We start from the raw sequence: 18,725 nt of genomic DNA, 5'->3' as shown, positions 1-18,725 counted from the left end.
CTCTTACAATATTATTTGTACACCAAATGACATGGCAAAACGCTCGGACCTCCAATCATTTTGCCGTTTTTTTACATGCTACTCACCTAAAAAAAGGCACAATATCCTTATGAGGTTCCATGTGCTAGTTCGTTTATGTGTCTTTCTCTTCTACTCCCATATTTTATTCATTAATAATACGGGTATAATTCAATCTATTGTTGAAAATTAAAGATCTTCAATTAATAGTTTCATTGCTAATCCACTAAACTCCGATAGTTATGAGTCCCTTCTTTTTAATTGAACTACCCGTCAACTTCTAGATTAATCCTTCTTAAACTTAATTACGATATAAATAAAAAAGCCTTATCCCTTATATATCAAGGTTTTAGACATTAACTAGCATACATCATTTAAACGAATTACTTTTCTCGATTAAACCAGTCATTTTATTGCTGGCAATATCTTTCCCATTCACCCAATTATTAAAATTAAAATCCAAAGCTTCCTTCCCTTGAGCTATAGAAGTAATAATTCTCGATTTATTAAAGGAATAGGAAAAGGTATGAAGTGTTCCAAATAGGTTTTCATAATCTGTAAAAAATACAGGGGAGCGTTTATTTGCGAAAATTTTAAACATCTCGTCTTGTGTTAGTTTATCTCCATAAAATGATTGTAAATAATTATTTCTTTTGATCGAACCATCAATAGATAATCTATTTTTTTCTTGGAGTTCCTGCGTTTGAAAATGATTAACACATGATAAAAGGGAATCATCATTTCTGATACAAATTTTTTCCGGGGTTGCTTCAATAACCGCAATGTTGCCTTTTTTATCACCCAAGGAAAAATTATAACACGCTGAATGCGGTAATTCTTTTAGCAGAGCAAATGCATCATCGACTGTGGAGCAAGTATCCAATGCCATCCTGATTGCTGTCCAAGGTGAAATACCTTTTGTATATCCATTATAACTTACAAAGTTTAGTCCCATTACTAATCCTTCCTGATTAGCTCCATCGTGTCTCCCTAAAATTTGGAGATTATATCCTGCTGTGGCAAGTGCTGTCTTTGATTGGACTAAACTAAAAATACCATCATAAAAATCGGGGGAAAAATCATAGTTCCTAACATAATATTGATCTGTAAGTATAGCCGTGCACCCCATCGCATCTATCTTTGGAACATCATAACCACTAAACATGGATGCAGCTCTAATAGATGAAATTCCCAATCCTTGTGCTAGTCCTTCCAACTCTTCTAGTAGATGGGGAGTATAGGATGAAAATATGGAGCGCATATTTTTATAGTCAATGTCATGCTCGAAAATCTTATTCCACATCGGAACAAGAGAACTATCCAGTATGTGCTGTCCTGTTTTCATCCCAATATTAAAAGAACTATCTTCTCTAATTTGAACTATCTTCACCTCAAATTTCTTCATAACTAGTACCTCCAACTTTTAGTTCTGGTTTATTTTCATATGAATCTCACCTCCATGATACTTGCAATTAAAGATAATTTCCTGTCAATGGCTGCTCTTTTTAGTCTGTTCTAGTTGTCCATTTTTTCAAAAAAGTCCTTCAGCAAAACATACTTGCTAAAGGACTTTTCGTTTTATTTAGATTCTACACTATGGCCGCCAAATTCATTTCGTAAAGACGCAACAACTTTACCTGAAAATGTATCTTCATCTAATGAACGATAGCGCATCATTAAAGATAATGCTGTAACTGGCATAGCCGTTTGTAAATCTAATGCTGTTTCCAGTGTCCATTTTCCTTCACCAGAAGAATGCATTACACCTTTAATACCTTCAAGCTTTGGATCTTTAGAAAAAGCATTTTGCGTTAATTCCATTAACCAAGAACGAATGACAGAACCGTTATTCCAAACCTTTGCCACACCTTCGTTATCAAAATCATACTCACTTTTTTCCAGTAGCTCAAAACCTTCTGCAATGGATTGCATCATGCCATACTCAATTCCATTATGAACCATTTTCAGAAAATGGCCGCTTCCAGATACACCAGCATACGTATAGCCATTTTCCACACATAAATCCTTAAACAATTCTTCAACCTTATCAAATATTTCTTTATTGCCGCCAATCATCATACAAGCGCCATTTCGAGCCCCGTCTACACCGCCACTTGTACCAACATCTAAATAGAAAACGCCAAGTTCTTCTAAATCAAGCCCTCTTCTTTTCGAGTCTTTATAATGAGAATTACCACCATCAATAATAATATCCCCTGTTTCCACATACTTCTTTACTTCGCACAACACATTTTCTGTCACTTCTCCGGCAGGAACCATTAGCCAAATTACTCTTGGTGTAGGCAGATTTTTCACTAAATCCTCAATTGTATTTACTCCTGTTACATTTTTATGAGAAATTTCTTTTACAGCGCTTTCATTTATATCAAAAGCTGTTACACTATACTTATGATCCACCATATTTAAAGCTAAGTTATATCCCATTTTTCCTAAACCAATAAGACCGATGTTCATTCGTTATTCTCTCCTTTTGAAAAAATATTTCTCTATATAAATAATTATACGAAATTTTTTTCGAAAATAATACCCCTTTACGAATATTTTTCGAAAAAAAATGTTATAATAAGAAAAATTTTTTCAAGAGACTAATTGTGTTATACTACAACTATATTAATTTGGAAAGGATAGAAGTCTATGGCGCAAAATTGTCTTGGGAAAATTCGTTCCTATTACGCTAGACTAAGTGAAAAAGAAAAAAAAATCGCTGATTACATTCTTGAGAATCCTGAAAAAATCATTCATTCCACCATCAATGAATTAGCAGAAGATTTAGGCGTTGCGGACGCAACGGTTTTTCGGTTCTGTAAGCGGATTGGTTTTAAAGGCTATCAAGCAATGAAAATAGCTTTAGCTTCTGAAGTAATTGAACCAATTCAGCAAATTCATGAGGAAATTAGCGAAAATGATAGTGTCAAAACCGTTACTGAAAAAGTATTTAAATCCAATGTACGAACACTTGAAAATACATTGGAAATACTAAACGGCCATTCTATTCAAAAAGCAGTTGAATTATTATTACATGCAAAACGAGTAGAGTTTTATGGTACAGGTGGTTCAGCTGTTATTGCAATGGATGCTTTCCATAAATTTGTACGAACTGGAATTAAAGCGTTTTCATTCGTAGACTCTCATTTTCAGCTAATGTCTTCTTCTCAACTATCAGAACAGGACGTCGCTGTCATTATTTCACACTCTGGTACTAACAAAGATACTATTAGCATAATGAAAACAGCTAAAAGTAATGGTGCTAAAACCATTGGAATTACTGGGTATCCCAGATCACCAATCGGTCAGAATTCAGATGTAGCTCTATTCACAAGCTCTGAGGAAACGGAATACCGTTCGGAAGCTTTATCTTCAAGAATTGGTCAGCTTAGTTTAATTGATGCATTATATGTAAATGTGATGATTTTAAATAAAAATATTGCAAATCAATCATTAGAAAGAATCAGAAATGCTATATCGGATACAAGAATATAAGGGAACGAACGATTCTTACTACTTCCGTGTTTTAACAAAGCCAAAAAGGGAGTTAGTTATGGTTAATCCATAATTAGCTCCCTTCATCTATTCAAACTATTATAATATCTCCATATTAATAAAAGGAGTATCAAATTCAAGCTTTCCTTTAATTCTTTTTAAATTCAGTTTTTCTCCCTTCAAAAAGGAATCCAAATCAATGATTAAAGGCATTCGATCACTACCAATCGCAAACCATGCTTTTTTTTCATGAGGGAGATATGCTGCGGTGTGAAGCGTTCCAGACCAAGCATTATACTTATTTGAAAACACTTCTTTATCCCTATCATTCAATATGCGAAAAGCTTCATATACATTGGAGTAACTGCCTTGTTGTCCTTCTATTTTCTGCTTTCTTCTTATGGAGTCATCCATTTGATGTTGGTTTTCTTCCTTTAAGATTTCGAAATGATTGGTACTTATATTTGATTTTCTTGCAATAACTGACCTTGGAGTTGCTTCTACCACGTATGCTTCTCCACAATTGTCTAATAATACATAGCTAAAAGAAGTTCGATGAGGAATTTCCTTTAATAAAGCAATTGCTTCTTCCACATTTGCACATGTTTCTAAGATTATTCGACCAATCATATTACATATAAAACCATCCCCAGAACCAACTCGATTAATAAAATTATAGCCCATCACTAGACCTTTTTCATTCATGCCATCGATTCTTCCAGTTATTTGCATAGATGGACCAATAATAGCATAACCCGTATCAGTTGGCTGATATATCATGTAACGCCCTTCGTATGAACCAGGATGACTATCATAGTTTCTAATTAAGTAATTCGATCCTGCTAAGATCGAACAGCCACTTCTTGCATATTCGACGTAATGGCCACCAAATTCCCTTAATGCATCTTTGAGTTTCCAGTGGAGAGCGTCTGCTAGGCCATTGATTTCTGCTAGCATTCCCGGAATAAACTTATTAAGAAGCTGGATGGATTCTTTTTCATTTATGGTAAAATAACGTTTCCGCTTTGATGTCCAATGCTTTATTCGATTAGGCAAAATAGGAGATTCCTTCAATAATTGTCCTTGCACATATCCAAAATCATAATGATTTCCACGAAATTGAATGAAATCACTATATACTTGTTTCATCAACATTTCCCCTTTAATTGCTTCCATATGGAGAATATAACTATACTATATTTTTAGAGAATAACAAGTAAATTGCTTTTGGTAAATGTTTTTTCAAAATTGAGATATCTATTTGCTTAAAATAAAAGAATATTCTAAATTTAAACTAAAAACATTTCCTGTTAATTAACATAAAGAGGGTACTCATCGCTCGCCCAATAGAAAGCATAGTGTTTTCATGTTGCGGATTAACACATACTTTTATTGAAACCTTCTTTAAAATAAAAACACGAAAAATTATACATGTTTTGTATAACTGTTCGTGTTTATCACTAGCGGGAATACTTATATCCCAGCTTCTTCCACTATAGGGATTCTATTAAACAATTAAATCTAATATTAACACTCCTGCAAATGCGACGAATGATAATACCGTTTCTAGAACTGTCCAAGTTTTAAATGTTTCTTCTACTGTTAACCCAAGGTATTCTTTTACCATCCAGAATCCAGCGTCATTTACATGAGAGAACATTAGAGAACCTGCACCTGTTGCGATAACTAACAGCTCCACATTTACTCCTGACATTCCAGCAATAATTGGGGAAACAATTCCTGCAGCTGTCGTTAAAGCAACTGTTGCTGAACCTGTAGCTATTCGAATTAATCCAGCAATTATGAAAGCTAATACTAGTGGTGATAAAGATAAGCTTTCCGACATTGTTCCAATCGTACTCCCTACTCCACTATCAATCAACACCTGTTTGAACGCTCCACCTGCTCCAATGATTAATAAAATGGAACCAACTGGTAAAAAACAGTCTTCTGTAAATTTTTTAATACTATCTTTATTCATTCCTTGACGTATACCAAGGAAATAGAAGGCAAAGAATACAGCAATTAATAGTGCTAATAATGGACTACCTAGAAAGGCAAGTACATTTCTTACTCCTTCTGAAAAGATCGTCAAATAAGGTGCAGCTGTTCCAATTATCATTAAAATAACAGGTAATAAAATAGATAAAAATGATACGCCAGTACTTGGCAATTTATCTTCTGCTATTGGTTCTGCAGTGATAAGAGAAGATTCTCCCTTTGGAAAAACACGCTTATTAATCCACTTCGCAAATAATGGTCCACCAATGATTCCAGCAGGTAACGCAATAATCAGTGAATATAATAATACAGTTCCTAAATTAGCATCAAAAATTCCGATTGCCGCAATCGCACCAGGGTGTGGCGGAACAAGGCCATGGACGATTGACAATCCAGCAATACCAGGCAATGCTATCAATAGAATATTCTTCTTTGTTGCTTTTTGAATAGATATAACTAATGGCAATAATATTAAAATACCAACCTCAAAAAATACGGGAATTCCGATAATAAAGCCAGAGAAAAACATTGCCCATGGTAATTTCTTTTCCCCAAAAACGTTTACAAAAAAGTTAGCAATTTTTAATCCTGCTCCAGATTCTGAAAGCATTTTCCCCAAAATAGTCCCTAATGCTAATATTCCTACTAAGTGACCTAACACGCCGCCTACACCAGTTTCATAAGCGCTTACAATCTTATCAAAAGATAATCCTGAAAAAATGGCTAGAAATAAACTTGCTACTGTTAAACTGATAAAAGCATGCCACTTTAATAGTGAAACTCCTAAAATAACAATAACTATGGAAAGTAATGCAATAATTAATAAATAGGCATCCATCTTTGTACCCCTTTTCCCTTACGTTTGAAAGTGTTTTCATTTGATGTTTTTATTATACGAAAAATTTTTTCTTTTATCAACCCATTATTAAAGAAAATTTTTTATTCTTAATATTTCTGAAAAATTGAGTTTAATCCTTGTCATTATTCCCAGCTTTGCATTAGGAAAAATTCCCCCAAAAAATTTCTTTAAATGTAAAACCAATCTGCCTTCTATTACGTCTATATAATGGAGATCAACTTATAGATTACAAGCAAGGAGCTAAATCATCATGAAAAGCCTTAGATGGAGAAAATATTTAATATCCTTTTTTTGCCTCAGCCTTTTATTTTTTGGATTTAAAATTTTTGAAAGTGAAAAAAAGAAAGCTGCTGAACCGCCAGCCAAAAAACCAGAGGTAAAAATACAATATGATAAAAACTATAAAACTATTGAAATAAATTCATATGTAAAGGACAAAAAGCACGGTGGGTACTGGACTAGTTATCCTATCCTTCCAGATAAAACGATAACTTCCTCATTACAGCAATATATTGCAAATAAGATTATCGAATATGATCAGCATATTCAAAAAGCCAATGTCCCAAAAACACAAGAAACTTCCTTACATATTTCTTACTCAATCACCCATTACAGCAAGCAGACCATCTCTATTCTTTTTGAAACCTATGAATATATAACAGGGACTAACGGAATTTCGAAAACAGAAAGCTTAACATTTGATTTACAAACACATAAACAGCTAACACTAAAAGATCTTTTCCAAGAAAACAGCCATTATTTATTTAGCCTTTCAAAAATTAGTTATTGTGAACTAATGAAGGATAACGTTCTTGCAGCTGACGAAGGATTATTAAAACTAGGAACAGCTCCTAAAGAAGAAAACTTTCAAAATTTTGCGGTTCTAAATGATTTCATTCTTTTCTATTTCCCTGAAAATCAGGTCGCTACAATAGAGCAAGGAGTTCAAGAACTAGCTATCAAAAAAGAAATCTTACAAGATAAATTGTTGCCAATCTATCAAGATAATGAAAAAAATAATAATCAACTTACCGAAACAACTCCTAATAAAATGGCTACAGAATTACCAGATGTAGCGAAAATTGATCCGTCAAAAAAAGTCATCGCCTTAACTTTTGATGATGGACCAAGTAATAAACCAACAAAAAAAATCTTGAACGCATTAAAGAAAAATAACGGTCACGCAACGTTTTTTGTTCTTGGCGAGCGGGTTCAATATTACCCTGCTATCATTCAGCAGACTATCAAAGAAGGACATGAAATCGGAAACCATTCTTGGGATCACCCTCTTCTAACTAAAATGACAATGAAAAAGGCTTTAAAAGAGTTCCAAGATACAGATACCTTACTAAAAGAAATAACAGGATTGGAAACAACAATTATTCGTCCTCCATATGGAGCAATGCAAAAGGAAATTAAAAAAGAACTTGACAAAGAAATCGTTCTTTGGACCATTGATCCAGAAGACTGGAAACAGCCAACAAAAAAGAAAATTGTGGAAAAGGTCATGAAAGAAGCAAAGGATGAAAGTATTATTCTCCTCCATGATATTTACGATATAAGTGCTGATGCTGCCGTAGAAATTATTGAGAAGCTAACAAAGGAAGGATATCAACTAGTGACTATTTCTCAATTACGTGAAATTCAAGAGGAGCGAGAAAACAATTGAGATGAGGAGATTATTTGTTTATGGGACAATGAAAATTACTTCCCTTATTAATATTTAAGTAACCGTTATTTTAATAACGCAAAAACCTATTTAATGATGGACAACCAACTAACTAAGATGATTTACATATTATAAAAGCAAAAAATGAAGGAGGTTCACTTATGCAACCAACAGTCATTACTGGGCTTAACGGAGTGATTTATCAAAACTTTCCTCAGCCAACATATGGAGCTTGGAATCAACAGATGTTAGGAAATGGAGATAGTTATTACTACATGATAGGTGGCCAAATGTTCAAGATCGCTCCCAGACCACAAGGAACCCAAGCATATTATCCTTATCTAGGTCCAAATGTTCCTTTAAATACTTTAAATAGAAGACGGTGGTTTTGATTTTTTGTTATAACTTCCTCCCTATTATCTAGGCTAGAAGTTACTTTTACTCTCTGCTTGCCCTGTTTCTTAATACTTTGATAGTCAATCTAGTTTAACTTAAATTGGATTGACCACCAATTGTATTACTATTAAATATAGCAATGTGCATTTATACTAGGAGAGATTACATTTAAACAATTTTATCCAAATAACAATTATATTAGAGAGGTTGTTTCCCATGAACATAATCAATCTATACGTCGATGATTTAAGAGACTGTCCAATCGGCTATACAATTGCAAGAAATATGGAAGAAGCTATAGATTATCTTAAAAATTATAAAATTCATATCCTCTCTCTTGATCATGACTTAGGAGAAGATTCAGATGGCCATCTATTGCCTACTGGGTATGATTTGTGAAATACATGTGTGAAAACGGGTTGCGTGCTGATAAAATCTACCTGCATACTGATAATGGAGTGGGAAGAGAAAATATGTTTCATACTCTTAAAGCAGCTCAAAAAAGAGGTTTTATAGATGAAGATATTGGGATTTATCATTACTCTATTACTCCAAATAAATATTCTGGATAATGCTAAAAAACTATTCAGTTAACACAATCCGCCTCCAGTTTTAAACCAAGGAGGTCTTTTTATTTTTATGACCAAGAAAACGAACTTGTTCCATCTGAATAGAAAATAGAAAAAGCTCAAATCCCGTAATAAAAAAGGATTTGAGCCTCCTGTAATGAATGACCTGTACTGGGTTCGAACCAGTGACCCCTTGCCTGTCAAAGGCGAGTCTTGTATTCTTGTTCATTATTTAGAGTTACCGATAGTTACTGCAAATCCTTATGTATCAAGGGGTTTGCGGTTTTTTGTTTTCTTCAGTAATTATAAATTATTTCTGTTTATTTTAAGTTTGTTGCCATATGGATGCCACGGTGGAGGCCATTAGAAAACATTTTATCAGAGTATATTTTTTACATAAAATGGAATCTACAAGCCCCCATTTCTGCTGAAAAGATTCAAAAAAACCCTTTAACAAATAGAAACACCATTAGATAAGAAACGGAAAAAAGGAGTATTTAGAGAGCAAAATAGTTTCTTGGGAACAGACAAAAATGTGCAGCTTATGGAGCTATAAAAAACGATCATAAAAAATGGTCAATTAAAACCAAACTATCATCACAAATAGGAACACAAAATCAATTTATTACTGGCTCATTATTAAAAGCTGATAACCTAGGCTGTTGAATTTTCAATTGAAGTCCTACCATTATTCAAAAACAAGACTCTTCTTTGCCAATTTTGAACATGGCAGCGAAGAAAGATTATACCTATTTCCAAATTGGATCAAAATTAAATTTCTTTTCCTATTCAAAAATGCTTAATTGAACCAGCCTACATAATTTTATCATATAGCATATTGTACACAGTAATAAATCTCTAATTTAAATGCTTGAAAAAGGGCTATACCCAAGAAAAAACTTTTAGAACAACATCTTATTGTTTATCGTTAGCAGCGCTTCGATTTCAACACTAGCTTTTTTGCACATTCTTGAAATTCCTCTTCTGAAATTTCTCCAAGTAAACTTTTACGAACAAGTTCTTCATATTCTTTCTTAACTATATAACCTTCTATTTCTAAACTTGCTTTTGCATTATTCATTGCCTTTTTTATTTGTTCCTCTGTATATTTAGAGTTTGTCATATTGATTACTCCAATCTAAAATAATCTGACAGCTGACTGGTGGCTTTATTTTTTATTTATTTTTCCTACTTCCTTTAACCTATTCTACGAATTCCATTATATTCATCTGCTTCTATGCTGATTTATCTATTTAGACAAAAATAAAACAAAACACTAGAAGAGGAATATTTATTCAGAAAAAAAAGATCATAAAAAATTAAAAATAAACTATTATTTTTTCCGCTCCCAAAGTATCTTCCCTTAGTGATTCATACCGCTCTCGTTCCCTATTAATATTTTTAAGCATATTGATTAATTGGTCTCCATTAATTAGCTCGATTTCTTTATTGGCTGCATAATCAATTGCATATTTGGAATACTCACTTGTCGTAACAAAATATCCCTTCTTTGCATTCATATCTATAATCGCACTATGCAGTTTCTGTATCTCCGTTCTAGATACCTTTTTGGAGGTGTATCTTTTACATTCTACTAAAAGAATATCTTTGCCATCCTTTAAAATAATATCTTTTCCGCCATCATTTGTTTTTGGAGTTAGCTTTCCTTTGTAACCGATTAGTTCAAACATTTCTTTAATAAATCGTTCAAATTCAAATGCATCCATGTTTTTTATTTCATCTAGCTTTGCTTTATCTTGCATTTGTTGTATTTGTCGTTTTTTATATTCTTCTAATTCTCTTTTACGTTCTTGCATTCTCCATTCTTGATATTTCTTTTCCTTTACTTTTGCAAGGTGATATAAAAAATAAAGAAACGCAGCAAATAGTAGAATACATGCCCATTCTTTTATACCTAAAGAACTTATCATTGTTTTCATATCATTTATAACTTGAACAGTGAATTGAATGATAAACATGAATAATAAATAAATGCCAAAAATCACAATTACAATATTCGGTAAAATCCCCTTTTTCCTTCTTTTATATTTCCTGCGCTTAGCCAATTCATTCACTCCTTCTTGCTTCTATTTATAAGATAACCAAGAAGGAGAAATATCATATATAAATTTAAAATCATACCAGTAAAATATTTTTAACTCCTATTGAAGAATCAACTGAAGGTATTATTTTTCCCCCTCAAACATTGATAGAAAAATTAAACTGTCTGAAAATAAAAGAAAAGCCCAAATCCCTCTGTACAAAAAGATTTGAGCCTTATTTATTTCATACTATTCCTTAGTAAAAATTCTTAGAGAGTAAGGTTTAATCATTAAAGTTCTCATAATTCAGTAAGAAATTGAAAAAAATCTTAACCAATTTTTGATCAAAAAATACTCTTTTTTACATAAAGAACGGATCAACGTACCATTATTACTCAAAACAATAATTTACCTCATCTATAATTTATTTAGATAAAGGCTCTAACATTCCAAACTTACAATCTGAACAAAAATGTTCTTTTGCTGCACAAGTAAAACAAATTCTTCTTCCACACTTAGTACATACATACCAACCATAATCAGAGGTGTCTCGGTATCCACAACCTGCGTGACAACTCATCCAATTGCTCATATTGCCACCGCTCTTCTCAGCTTAATAAATCCTTCACTCTACTGAATAATATATTTTCATCTTAATCAGGTAAGTAAAAAACAAAATATCCCGACTGAAGTTTGGAACAAGAAACACGCCCTTCCGTTTCCCCAATTTCTAATCTTGCATGCTTTCTTCCAGCTGTCTCCATGCTGCTAATTCTTCTAGTTGTTCCTTTGAGAATCTTGGTTTGATTCTCTTCAAAGTGAGGTCAAAGTGGTGAATCATGATGTATAACCATGTTAATTCATGTTGTTTAATGATGCTAGGTGCACCTAAATCTGCTAATCTTCTTGATCGTCTATAGCGTATTTCCATATCTAGCCACGATTTTTTCTCTTTGGGATCATCTTCATTGAAAATTATTCTTGTTAAGTATATGTCCTTCTGAATTTGATTCATTAGTTCATTTTGCTCACTAGTAGGTGCCTGATGTTCAATGAGTTTTATTAATGTCTTTGTGTTTCTCTTCAAATTCGAAATATAGTGGTCTTTTTCATTTTTTATAGATGCTGTATTACAACCTCTAGTGAAAAAAAGTAAATGGCTTAACTCTATGAGCTCTGCTTTATTTTTTAGTTTCCCTTCATACTCTTGAGGCAGATTGCTCCATCCTACTTCTATTCCTTTTAATCCTCCAGCTATTGCAGCGATGGTATCACTGTCCCCGCCAAGATTCGTTGCTTCTACAACAACATCTCTATAGGTTTTACAAGTTAACAGCCAATATAGAACCCATTTCATCGTATGGACAACATATCCATCAGCTGGACAATTAGGTTTTTCATACAATTCCTTTTCATAAATGGTATTTCTTGCTTCCTGTTCTATAACTTCCTTTAAGTCTTCTCCATGTAAAAGTCTGTATGCAATTCGATTGTAAATAATACAAGTATGAGCCGCTTCATCATCAAAATGAGTCATCTTTGATTGAAGGTATGTGATTTCTTCCATTTTTTTCAGATCTGTATATGCTAATGCAATAGGGAGACATCTCATAAGACTGCCATTACCGGCACTTTTTTCATCAAGCGCAAAATGAGCCTCTTTTGCCGCTTCTGCCCAGTCTTCTTTATATTTGTAAAAAGCAATTTGAATAGTTATCCCAACATCCTTAGGGTTTGTGTTAAACCAGTCTAAAAAATATCGGCCAATAGCTTCAATGGGATTTTTAGAGTTTTCAATTATTCCTTTTGCTACGGCAATGGTCATCGCCGTGTCATCTGTGGTTTCTCCTGGTTCAAGGTCCCAAACTCCACCACCAATTATATCTGTCACTCTTCCGTGAACTCTTATAATTTCATCTGGCGACATAAATTCAGTAGTTCCACCTAATGCATCGCCAACAGCGAGTCCAATTAATCCACCTTTTATTCTATTTAACAAATTGCTTCCCCCTTACATATTGGTTTCATGAACATATTTTACCCATCATATCAACACCAAATGTTGCTGTACTAACCGCCTTTATCCATTAATTGCAGACTTGTTTTCTTTAGAACTTCCATAAACGTATTAATACTCAGATCCGTACTATCACTGACCACAACACGAGGAGGCTGCCCCCCACAAGCTCCCTCGCTTTTTTCATAAAATTTTTGCAGTACACTGAAATTATTTGTGCGTTTTTTGATGTAAATAATTTTAAAATTTCTTCGTAAATCTTGTTCAAAACCCATTTATCCTTTAAGTTGTTCTTTCACTTTATAGCAAATATTCGATATATCTCCCAACACCTCAAGACCAAAATATCCTCCATTTCCGTTTTTGTACCATTAATTAGGACAAATTTAGCCTCATTTTCTAGGTAGTTCGGTAATTGATTAAAAGGAGATACTTGTAAAGAAGTTCCTACAGCTAATACTAAATCTGCATCACTCACTGCTTTTTGAGCCATCTCAAAATCATGAACTTGATCACCAAAAAATACGACATTTGGTCTTAATACAGTCTCGCAGCTACATGTCGGGATTCGTTTTTCCTTTAGAAGCTGGCTCAACTCATAGGATTTATCACAACTTGGACATGAACATGTAAATATATTTCCATGCATTTCAATAACATGTATGTTTCCAGCTTTTTGAGATAACCCGTCTACATTTTGCGTAATAATTGTTATATCTTTACCCATGTCTTTTTCAAGCCACGAGAAAAATCGATGTCCCTGATTAGGCTCTATTGCTTGTATTGTCGCAACTAATGCTTCATGGTTTAGAAATGGGGTGACATGCTGTAAGGAGGATTGAAGTAATGTATAAAAGCTTCCCCAAAATGCGTAAGGATCATTTAAAAATGTTTCTTCATTTAAATCTTGCAGAATCGCAGGATTTTTCTTCCAAAGTCCAAGAGAAGGGGATCGATAGTCAGGAATTCCACTATTGGTGCTTAAACCTGCACCAGCTAAAACAGTTATCTTTTTTGCATCCCTTATCATGGTTGCAAGTTTCTCTATTTGTTTCAAATTAGTCGGTGGAGAATATGTTTTTCGGATACTATCATTGATTAATGACCTTGCTGCATATCGCATTCCCCTTCTTAACTCTATTTCAGCTTTTTTAGAAAGCGGTGCATATGGTTTTCCATTTTCATCATAAGCATTCTTTTTCCAATAGAAAGAATCTAATGAGGGAAGCCCTTCAACAGAATCTATCAATTTACTAAAAAAGATTCCTGATTGACTGGAAGAAGCCATAGCATTTGTAGCTCCATATCGGTAAACAATGTCCCATGTTTCCTGAAAAGAATAGCCTTTTGTAACCTTGGAGTTTCGGTGATATACATAGAACCCTATTCCAGCTAAGAGGTTTCGATAGCCAGGTACATGAATGGTACCAACAATTTCAAAAGTATGATTAGAGTGTGCGAGATGACCGAGGTTGACGATTTTATCTTTTGGATCTTCCTCATTAGATTCCTGATCGATATACTCACAGAGAATGAAATTTCCAAATTCATTTTTGAAATTCAAATCTAAAATTTTTATCTTGCCTTCCATTAAATGAATTTCATCACCTTCAGCCATAGTTTTTTGATAAAAATCATCCAGAACCTTTAATATCTTTTTACCCAAAGTATCCTCTCCTTTTCATGAACTTTCTATAATTTAACTACTATTAATGATAAAACTGAGATCAACGTACATTATTGATCTCCAATTGATTTTATCTTTAAAAAAACGGATACTACTTGTTTTTGAGATCGCTCAATAATTTATCAAATATACGCTTACTGATTGCCTGATAACTGATACCCTGTGTAGAAGGGTTAAAGGAGGAAATGTGTCTTTTAATATCACTAGTTGCCAAACCAATCTCTTTATCCAATAAAAGCCTCACTGGTAATTCAACGTTAAATCTTGGATCTCCTGAATAACGATAATCTCCAGTTACTTCATACACCCCCTGCAATTGTTGAACACTCCCTAATACATAAACAAGCATTTTTGAATGTATTGGAATGAAATATTTACTAAATACACGGTTATTAGCATTAAATGTGATTCGTTCATCTCTTAATCTGTCATTTCTCCATTGATCCCACACAAATTTAATACCATATTCACTTGATATCATCGTTTTTCCCCTCTCTTTATTTTCAATTTTTATAATAGTATTATAAATTTTAGATAAACATACCGTGTTGATGAAGGAGTCAGTGGTGCCCTGATCTTTATAAAACATTTTTAAATTAATTCAACTAATTCATATACATCATCCAAGCGATTATATTTAATTCCTTTTCCTTCCTCAGCCAAGAACTTTCGTAGCTCCCTTAAATCTCGAGTAAATTGCATATCACTCATACTAAACTTTTCAAGAATCCTTTTCTTTTTTATTTTTGTTTTATTGTAGAATAAACGAAGAATATACAGAATCCGCTGCTGGGGAGAAAATGAGCTATAATTGATTTGGTAGAAAGTATCATAGAATAATTGATAAAATTCCGGATTCATATATTCTTTTTCTAAGTATATGACTTTATATCGCTCTAACAATTTCTTACATTCACTCCATTCAATCACAACCTCTGATTTTTCAATAAGGCTGCCATTTTCATCCTCTGTTTCTAACCAAAAATGATCTAAAGCCTTTACGTAATCAATTTTTAAAACCATTCTCTTACTTTCTTTTTTAAATATCGCGATGACAACAGCATTTTCAAACATTCTGTTCACCTCATTTTTATTTTTAGGGGGAATAAGTTTTATATCCCTGCTCTAAAAAGAACAGGGATTATTTAATTGTTAAATGAAAGTTAAATTCTTATAGGAAAGAATCATATTTTCATAAAAATTTTCAGGAAAATCATCTTTATGAATCGTTTTTGTATAAACGGTATTATTATAATTTGATTGAACTTTTACTAAGTAAAAATTTGGATGTGAATTTGAAATAACTTCACATTTTAAATAAACTATTTTTTCACGATACACCCTTTTAATGACAAACTTAAACCCAACATAAATCTCCCTTTTTTCCACATTAAAATAATTTTTTAAACAATTAAACATACTCTTCCCCCTTTAAAATTTAACTTTTAAATTTTTAAAAAAATTACGACAAAAAAACCCGCAGGCACACTTAGGGTGTGTCTACGGGTTTCGTCTACTATTAAATTAATTTACTCTTACATTTTACCTTAATTTGGATAAATTATCAAGGATTAATTTGTTATTATATCCATTTTTTTCTTATTTATCTAATAAATTAAATGTTTGCCTCGTGAAACCCAAAATGAAGTGTCCCTTGATCAAATTAAAAACGCACTTTAAGTGGCATAGAATTCTTATTACCTCTATTTAAATGGAAATTTCCCCATTTAACAGTACTCATTTAAAGCAATTAATATAAAGATCCATTTTTATTCTTTTTTATAATAAACACCAAAAGCCTCATTAATATTTTTCTTAACAAATTTCCATGTTATTTCATTGTTATGCTTTGCAAGGTTCTCCAAATAAACAAAGGCTTCATTAGGATAATTATAAAGGTTTGCTAGATTTCTTCTTGGTTGAAGTCCAAGTTTTCGATCAAATTCTATTTGCTTTACGATGCCTTTATGATCCCCCTCTGATTTTTTCCCAAAACGCAGGAGAAGAAAAGGGTGTTTGTGATTAAATAATTTGGCAAAGCTGTTCATTTTACCATCAGGGCTCTCGTGGTATCCCACACCACCCGTAATATTTTTCATTCGATAAGCAGAATGAGTCATTTCGTTTACAATAAATTGATCAATTTTCCCGGCTAATTCTGCATATTGACCAAAACTTTCATATCCATTTTCTATAGCTTGCATGAAACCCTCTTCTTCAATCTCTATAGAAGCTTCCTCTTCCTCTATCTCTATTTCCAATTCCTCATTCCAAATTCCATCCGTTTCCCACATATCCCTAACCTGACTAGTATGGGATAGATCAAATGCTTTTAGAACATTATGTAGCATGATTTCAATATCATAATAACTGTTCAACTTCCCTCCTCTTATCCCCAAAAATTGGTGCAAAAGAAGAACTTTTCGATAAACACCATTATGCTCCCATTCATAGCAAGTATAACCCTCATCCCTTTTATCGAGAATCTTAGAAAAGTGGCCATTAAGGAAATGATTTTCAATGAATATTTCTAATGCAGCACTAGAAGCTTTTCCATTTGTGATGAGCCATCCATTTGGACATAGTTTGTTAGAAATAATAGTAAAAAGCTCTGTTAAATAAGGCTCATATTCCTTCACTTTTTGACTCAGCATTTGAACTGTTCTTTTATCATATGCTTTAATCTTGGAAGAATGAAGCGGAATAAATTCTCCTACAAAAATAGGATCCCTCTCAACAGCTGTTAAATATCTTACTAGTTTCTCCTCAGCATTTTTACAACCTTGATTAAATTCGGACCAAGTTACCAATCTCTTATTCTTTAAAGATTCCATTAAAATTGTTAGTTTCCGATAAAAATTGCCGATATTCGGTTCATTCCGTTGATTGGTGGTATAGGAAGTAGCATATTGCTCCCAAGTATTGCCGGCATTACGCTTTTCATTAATGGTTGTTTCGTTATGTAAAAACAATTTAGGGTTTAAGCCCAAAAAAGCAAAAGCTAACGGTTCGTCTTGCTTGTTTGTACTAGCAAACGGAACCGGTGGAATTAAGCAATTTTTGCCTTCATACATCATTTCTGTATGAAATCTCTCTTCCACTCTAGTAATTTGTAACGTCTCATTAAATCGCTTACTTAAGTTGTGAAGTTTCTCCTGATTATCTGACACTAAATGTCCAGGTTCCTGCCCAATTAAAATAGAAATTAACTTTAAAAAATCCTGTTTCAAACAAATTCCTCCCATTGATTAAATTCAAGCAGTCGTTTTCTGACGCGTTCTATAAAGATTTCTTCGGATTAACCAGTAATTTACAGGGTTGATTGTTTTACACTTAACACTCTAGAACTTAGTTTATAATCAAGGATTCACCACATTGGGTGCGCCACTTTGGTGACTAACACACCGTATGGTTCGGCCCCTTTTTCTAAACATATCTTGAATATGGGATCAGACCCTTCCCATGGACATTTGTCCATACGGAGGGTCTGATTTCATAGCTTTTAGTAATTATAAATTATTTCTTCTTATTTTAAGTTTGTTGCCATATGGATGCCACGGTGGAGGCCATAATTTTTATTAAGAAACTTCATAAATCATCTTTATTTTAAACATAAATTCACTATTTCCCAGTTAGATTTCAAAGATAAGATACTAAAAAATCCATCTATAAAAATGTCATAAAATCTATTGTAATCTTTATAAAATCATCAACTCTAATTACCATATCTCTTCTTTCAATTTTTCCACAAGATTTAACATGTACTGCAGCTTAATCTGTTCATTCTCCTTGACCTTAAAATATCTGTCCAGCTAAGTGTAGACTATCCATCTAACTAGAGCTTGCCTTAATAATTGTCCGTCCATAATTAGCTCCATTAAAACATAATCTGCAGGAATTTATAAATTTATGTATCTTTGAAATTAACACAGACATAGGTAAAATAGATTAGGAGTCCTTTTTATG

General features: G+C 33.0%; 18 protein-coding genes. 5 read left to right on the top strand and 13 right to left on the bottom strand.

What is annotated here, in order from left to right; genetic code table 11:
* Positions 1-388 precede the first annotated feature (388 nt).
* Together ACTQ5K_RS09025 and gnd are read right to left on the bottom strand one after the other, a co-directional pair.
* The gene (locus ACTQ5K_RS09025; RefSeq protein WP_031536818.1) at positions 389-1,423 is read right to left on the bottom strand and encodes a C45 family autoproteolytic acyltransferase/hydolase; all 1,035 of its coding nucleotides are present in this window, start codon (positions 1,421-1,423) and stop codon (positions 389-391) included.
* A 173-nt stretch (positions 1,424-1,596) separates the two neighbouring features.
* Positions 1,597-2,493, bottom strand: a complete 897-nt coding sequence (gnd, locus tag ACTQ5K_RS09020) for a phosphogluconate dehydrogenase (NAD(+)-dependent, decarboxylating) (RefSeq protein ID WP_031536817.1) — start codon at positions 2,491-2,493, stop codon at positions 1,597-1,599.
* Between the two features lie 180 nt (positions 2,494-2,673).
* Between gnd and ACTQ5K_RS09015 the strand changes: the two genes are divergently transcribed.
* Positions 2,674-3,519 carry a MurR/RpiR family transcriptional regulator gene (locus ACTQ5K_RS09015; protein ID WP_235252281.1) on the top strand — a complete coding sequence of 282 codons (846 nt, stop codon included), beginning with the start codon at positions 2,674-2,676 and terminating at the stop codon, positions 3,517-3,519.
* Positions 3,520-3,618: 99 nt separating this feature from the next.
* Here ACTQ5K_RS09015 and ACTQ5K_RS09010 read toward each other — a convergent pair whose 3' ends face one another.
* Together ACTQ5K_RS09010 and ACTQ5K_RS09005 are read right to left on the bottom strand one after the other, a co-directional pair.
* Positions 3,619-4,668, bottom strand: coding sequence for a C45 family autoproteolytic acyltransferase/hydolase (locus ACTQ5K_RS09010; protein ID WP_251629386.1), 1,050 nt, complete (start codon positions 4,666-4,668; stop codon positions 3,619-3,621).
* A gap of 358 nt (positions 4,669-5,026) precedes the next feature.
* The gene (locus ACTQ5K_RS09005) at positions 5,027-6,358 is read right to left on the bottom strand and encodes a GntT/GntP/DsdX family permease (RefSeq protein ID WP_251629385.1); all 1,332 of its coding nucleotides are present in this window, start codon (positions 6,356-6,358) and stop codon (positions 5,027-5,029) included.
* A gap of 271 nt (positions 6,359-6,629) precedes the next feature.
* Here ACTQ5K_RS09005 and ACTQ5K_RS09000 point away from each other — a divergent pair, with 271 nt between their 5' ends.
* The 4 genes from ACTQ5K_RS09000 (at position 6,630) to ACTQ5K_RS08985 (ending at position 9,016) form a co-directional block, all read left to right on the top strand.
* On the top strand, positions 6,630-8,048 hold the full coding sequence (locus ACTQ5K_RS09000) for a polysaccharide deacetylase family protein (RefSeq protein WP_251629384.1): 1,419 nt from the start codon (positions 6,630-6,632) through the stop codon (positions 8,046-8,048).
* A gap of 161 nt (positions 8,049-8,209) precedes the next feature.
* Positions 8,210-8,440 carry a hypothetical protein gene (locus tag ACTQ5K_RS08995; RefSeq protein WP_251629383.1) on the top strand — a complete coding sequence of 77 codons (231 nt, stop codon included), beginning with the start codon at positions 8,210-8,212 and terminating at the stop codon, positions 8,438-8,440.
* Between the two features lie 220 nt (positions 8,441-8,660).
* Positions 8,661-8,843, top strand: a complete 183-nt coding sequence (locus tag ACTQ5K_RS08990; protein ID WP_311298479.1) for a cyclic-phosphate processing receiver domain-containing protein — start codon at positions 8,661-8,663, stop codon at positions 8,841-8,843.
* A 20-nt stretch (positions 8,844-8,863) separates the two neighbouring features.
* Entirely contained in the window at positions 8,864-9,016 is a 153-nt protein-coding gene (locus tag ACTQ5K_RS08985; protein ID WP_441131179.1) for a hypothetical protein, read from the top strand.
* A gap of 925 nt (positions 9,017-9,941) precedes the next feature.
* Here ACTQ5K_RS08985 and ACTQ5K_RS08980 read toward each other — a convergent pair.
* From ACTQ5K_RS08980 to ACTQ5K_RS08940, 9 genes are all read right to left on the bottom strand, one after another.
* The gene (locus ACTQ5K_RS08980; protein ID WP_251629382.1) at positions 9,942-10,136 is read right to left on the bottom strand and encodes an antitoxin VbhA family protein; all 195 of its coding nucleotides are present in this window, start codon (positions 10,134-10,136) and stop codon (positions 9,942-9,944) included.
* Positions 10,137-10,332: 196 nt separating this feature from the next.
* Positions 10,333-11,079, bottom strand: a complete 747-nt coding sequence (locus ACTQ5K_RS08975; protein WP_251629381.1) for a restriction endonuclease — start codon at positions 11,077-11,079, stop codon at positions 10,333-10,335.
* A 706-nt stretch (positions 11,080-11,785) separates the two neighbouring features.
* Positions 11,786-13,054 carry an ADP-ribosylglycohydrolase family protein gene (locus tag ACTQ5K_RS08970; RefSeq protein WP_251629379.1) on the bottom strand — a complete coding sequence of 423 codons (1,269 nt, stop codon included), beginning with the start codon at positions 13,052-13,054 and terminating at the stop codon, positions 11,786-11,788.
* A 71-nt stretch (positions 13,055-13,125) separates the two neighbouring features.
* Positions 13,126-13,347: a hypothetical protein gene (locus ACTQ5K_RS08965; protein ID WP_251629377.1), complete on the bottom strand. Its 222-nt coding sequence runs from the start codon at positions 13,345-13,347 to the stop codon at positions 13,126-13,128.
* A 20-nt stretch (positions 13,348-13,367) separates the two neighbouring features.
* Positions 13,368-14,738, bottom strand: coding sequence for an SIR2 family NAD-dependent protein deacylase (locus ACTQ5K_RS08960; protein WP_251629375.1), 1,371 nt, complete (start codon positions 14,736-14,738; stop codon positions 13,368-13,370).
* 112 nt (positions 14,739-14,850) lie between these two features.
* A complete protein-coding gene (locus tag ACTQ5K_RS08955; protein ID WP_441131177.1) occupies positions 14,851-15,240 on the bottom strand; it encodes a hypothetical protein in 390 nt (129 codons plus the stop codon).
* Positions 15,241-15,350: 110 nt separating this feature from the next.
* Positions 15,351-15,833, bottom strand: coding sequence for a hypothetical protein (locus ACTQ5K_RS08950; protein WP_251629372.1), 483 nt, complete (start codon positions 15,831-15,833; stop codon positions 15,351-15,353).
* A gap of 78 nt (positions 15,834-15,911) precedes the next feature.
* The gene (locus tag ACTQ5K_RS08945; RefSeq protein WP_251629370.1) at positions 15,912-16,178 is read right to left on the bottom strand and encodes a hypothetical protein; all 267 of its coding nucleotides are present in this window, start codon (positions 16,176-16,178) and stop codon (positions 15,912-15,914) included.
* Positions 16,179-16,528: 350 nt separating this feature from the next.
* Positions 16,529-17,989 (bottom strand): hypothetical protein, encoded by a 1,461-nt coding sequence (locus ACTQ5K_RS08940; RefSeq protein ID WP_251629368.1) that lies wholly within the window; start codon positions 17,987-17,989, stop codon positions 16,529-16,531.
* Between the last annotated feature and the right edge of the window lie 736 nt (positions 17,990-18,725).

It is taken from the genome of Niallia sp. Sow4_A1 (assembly GCF_052116745.1).
Classification (GTDB): Bacteria; Bacillota; Bacilli; order Bacillales; family Cytobacillaceae; genus Niallia; species Niallia hominis.
This window is presented reverse-complemented; position numbering and strand designations above follow the sequence as displayed.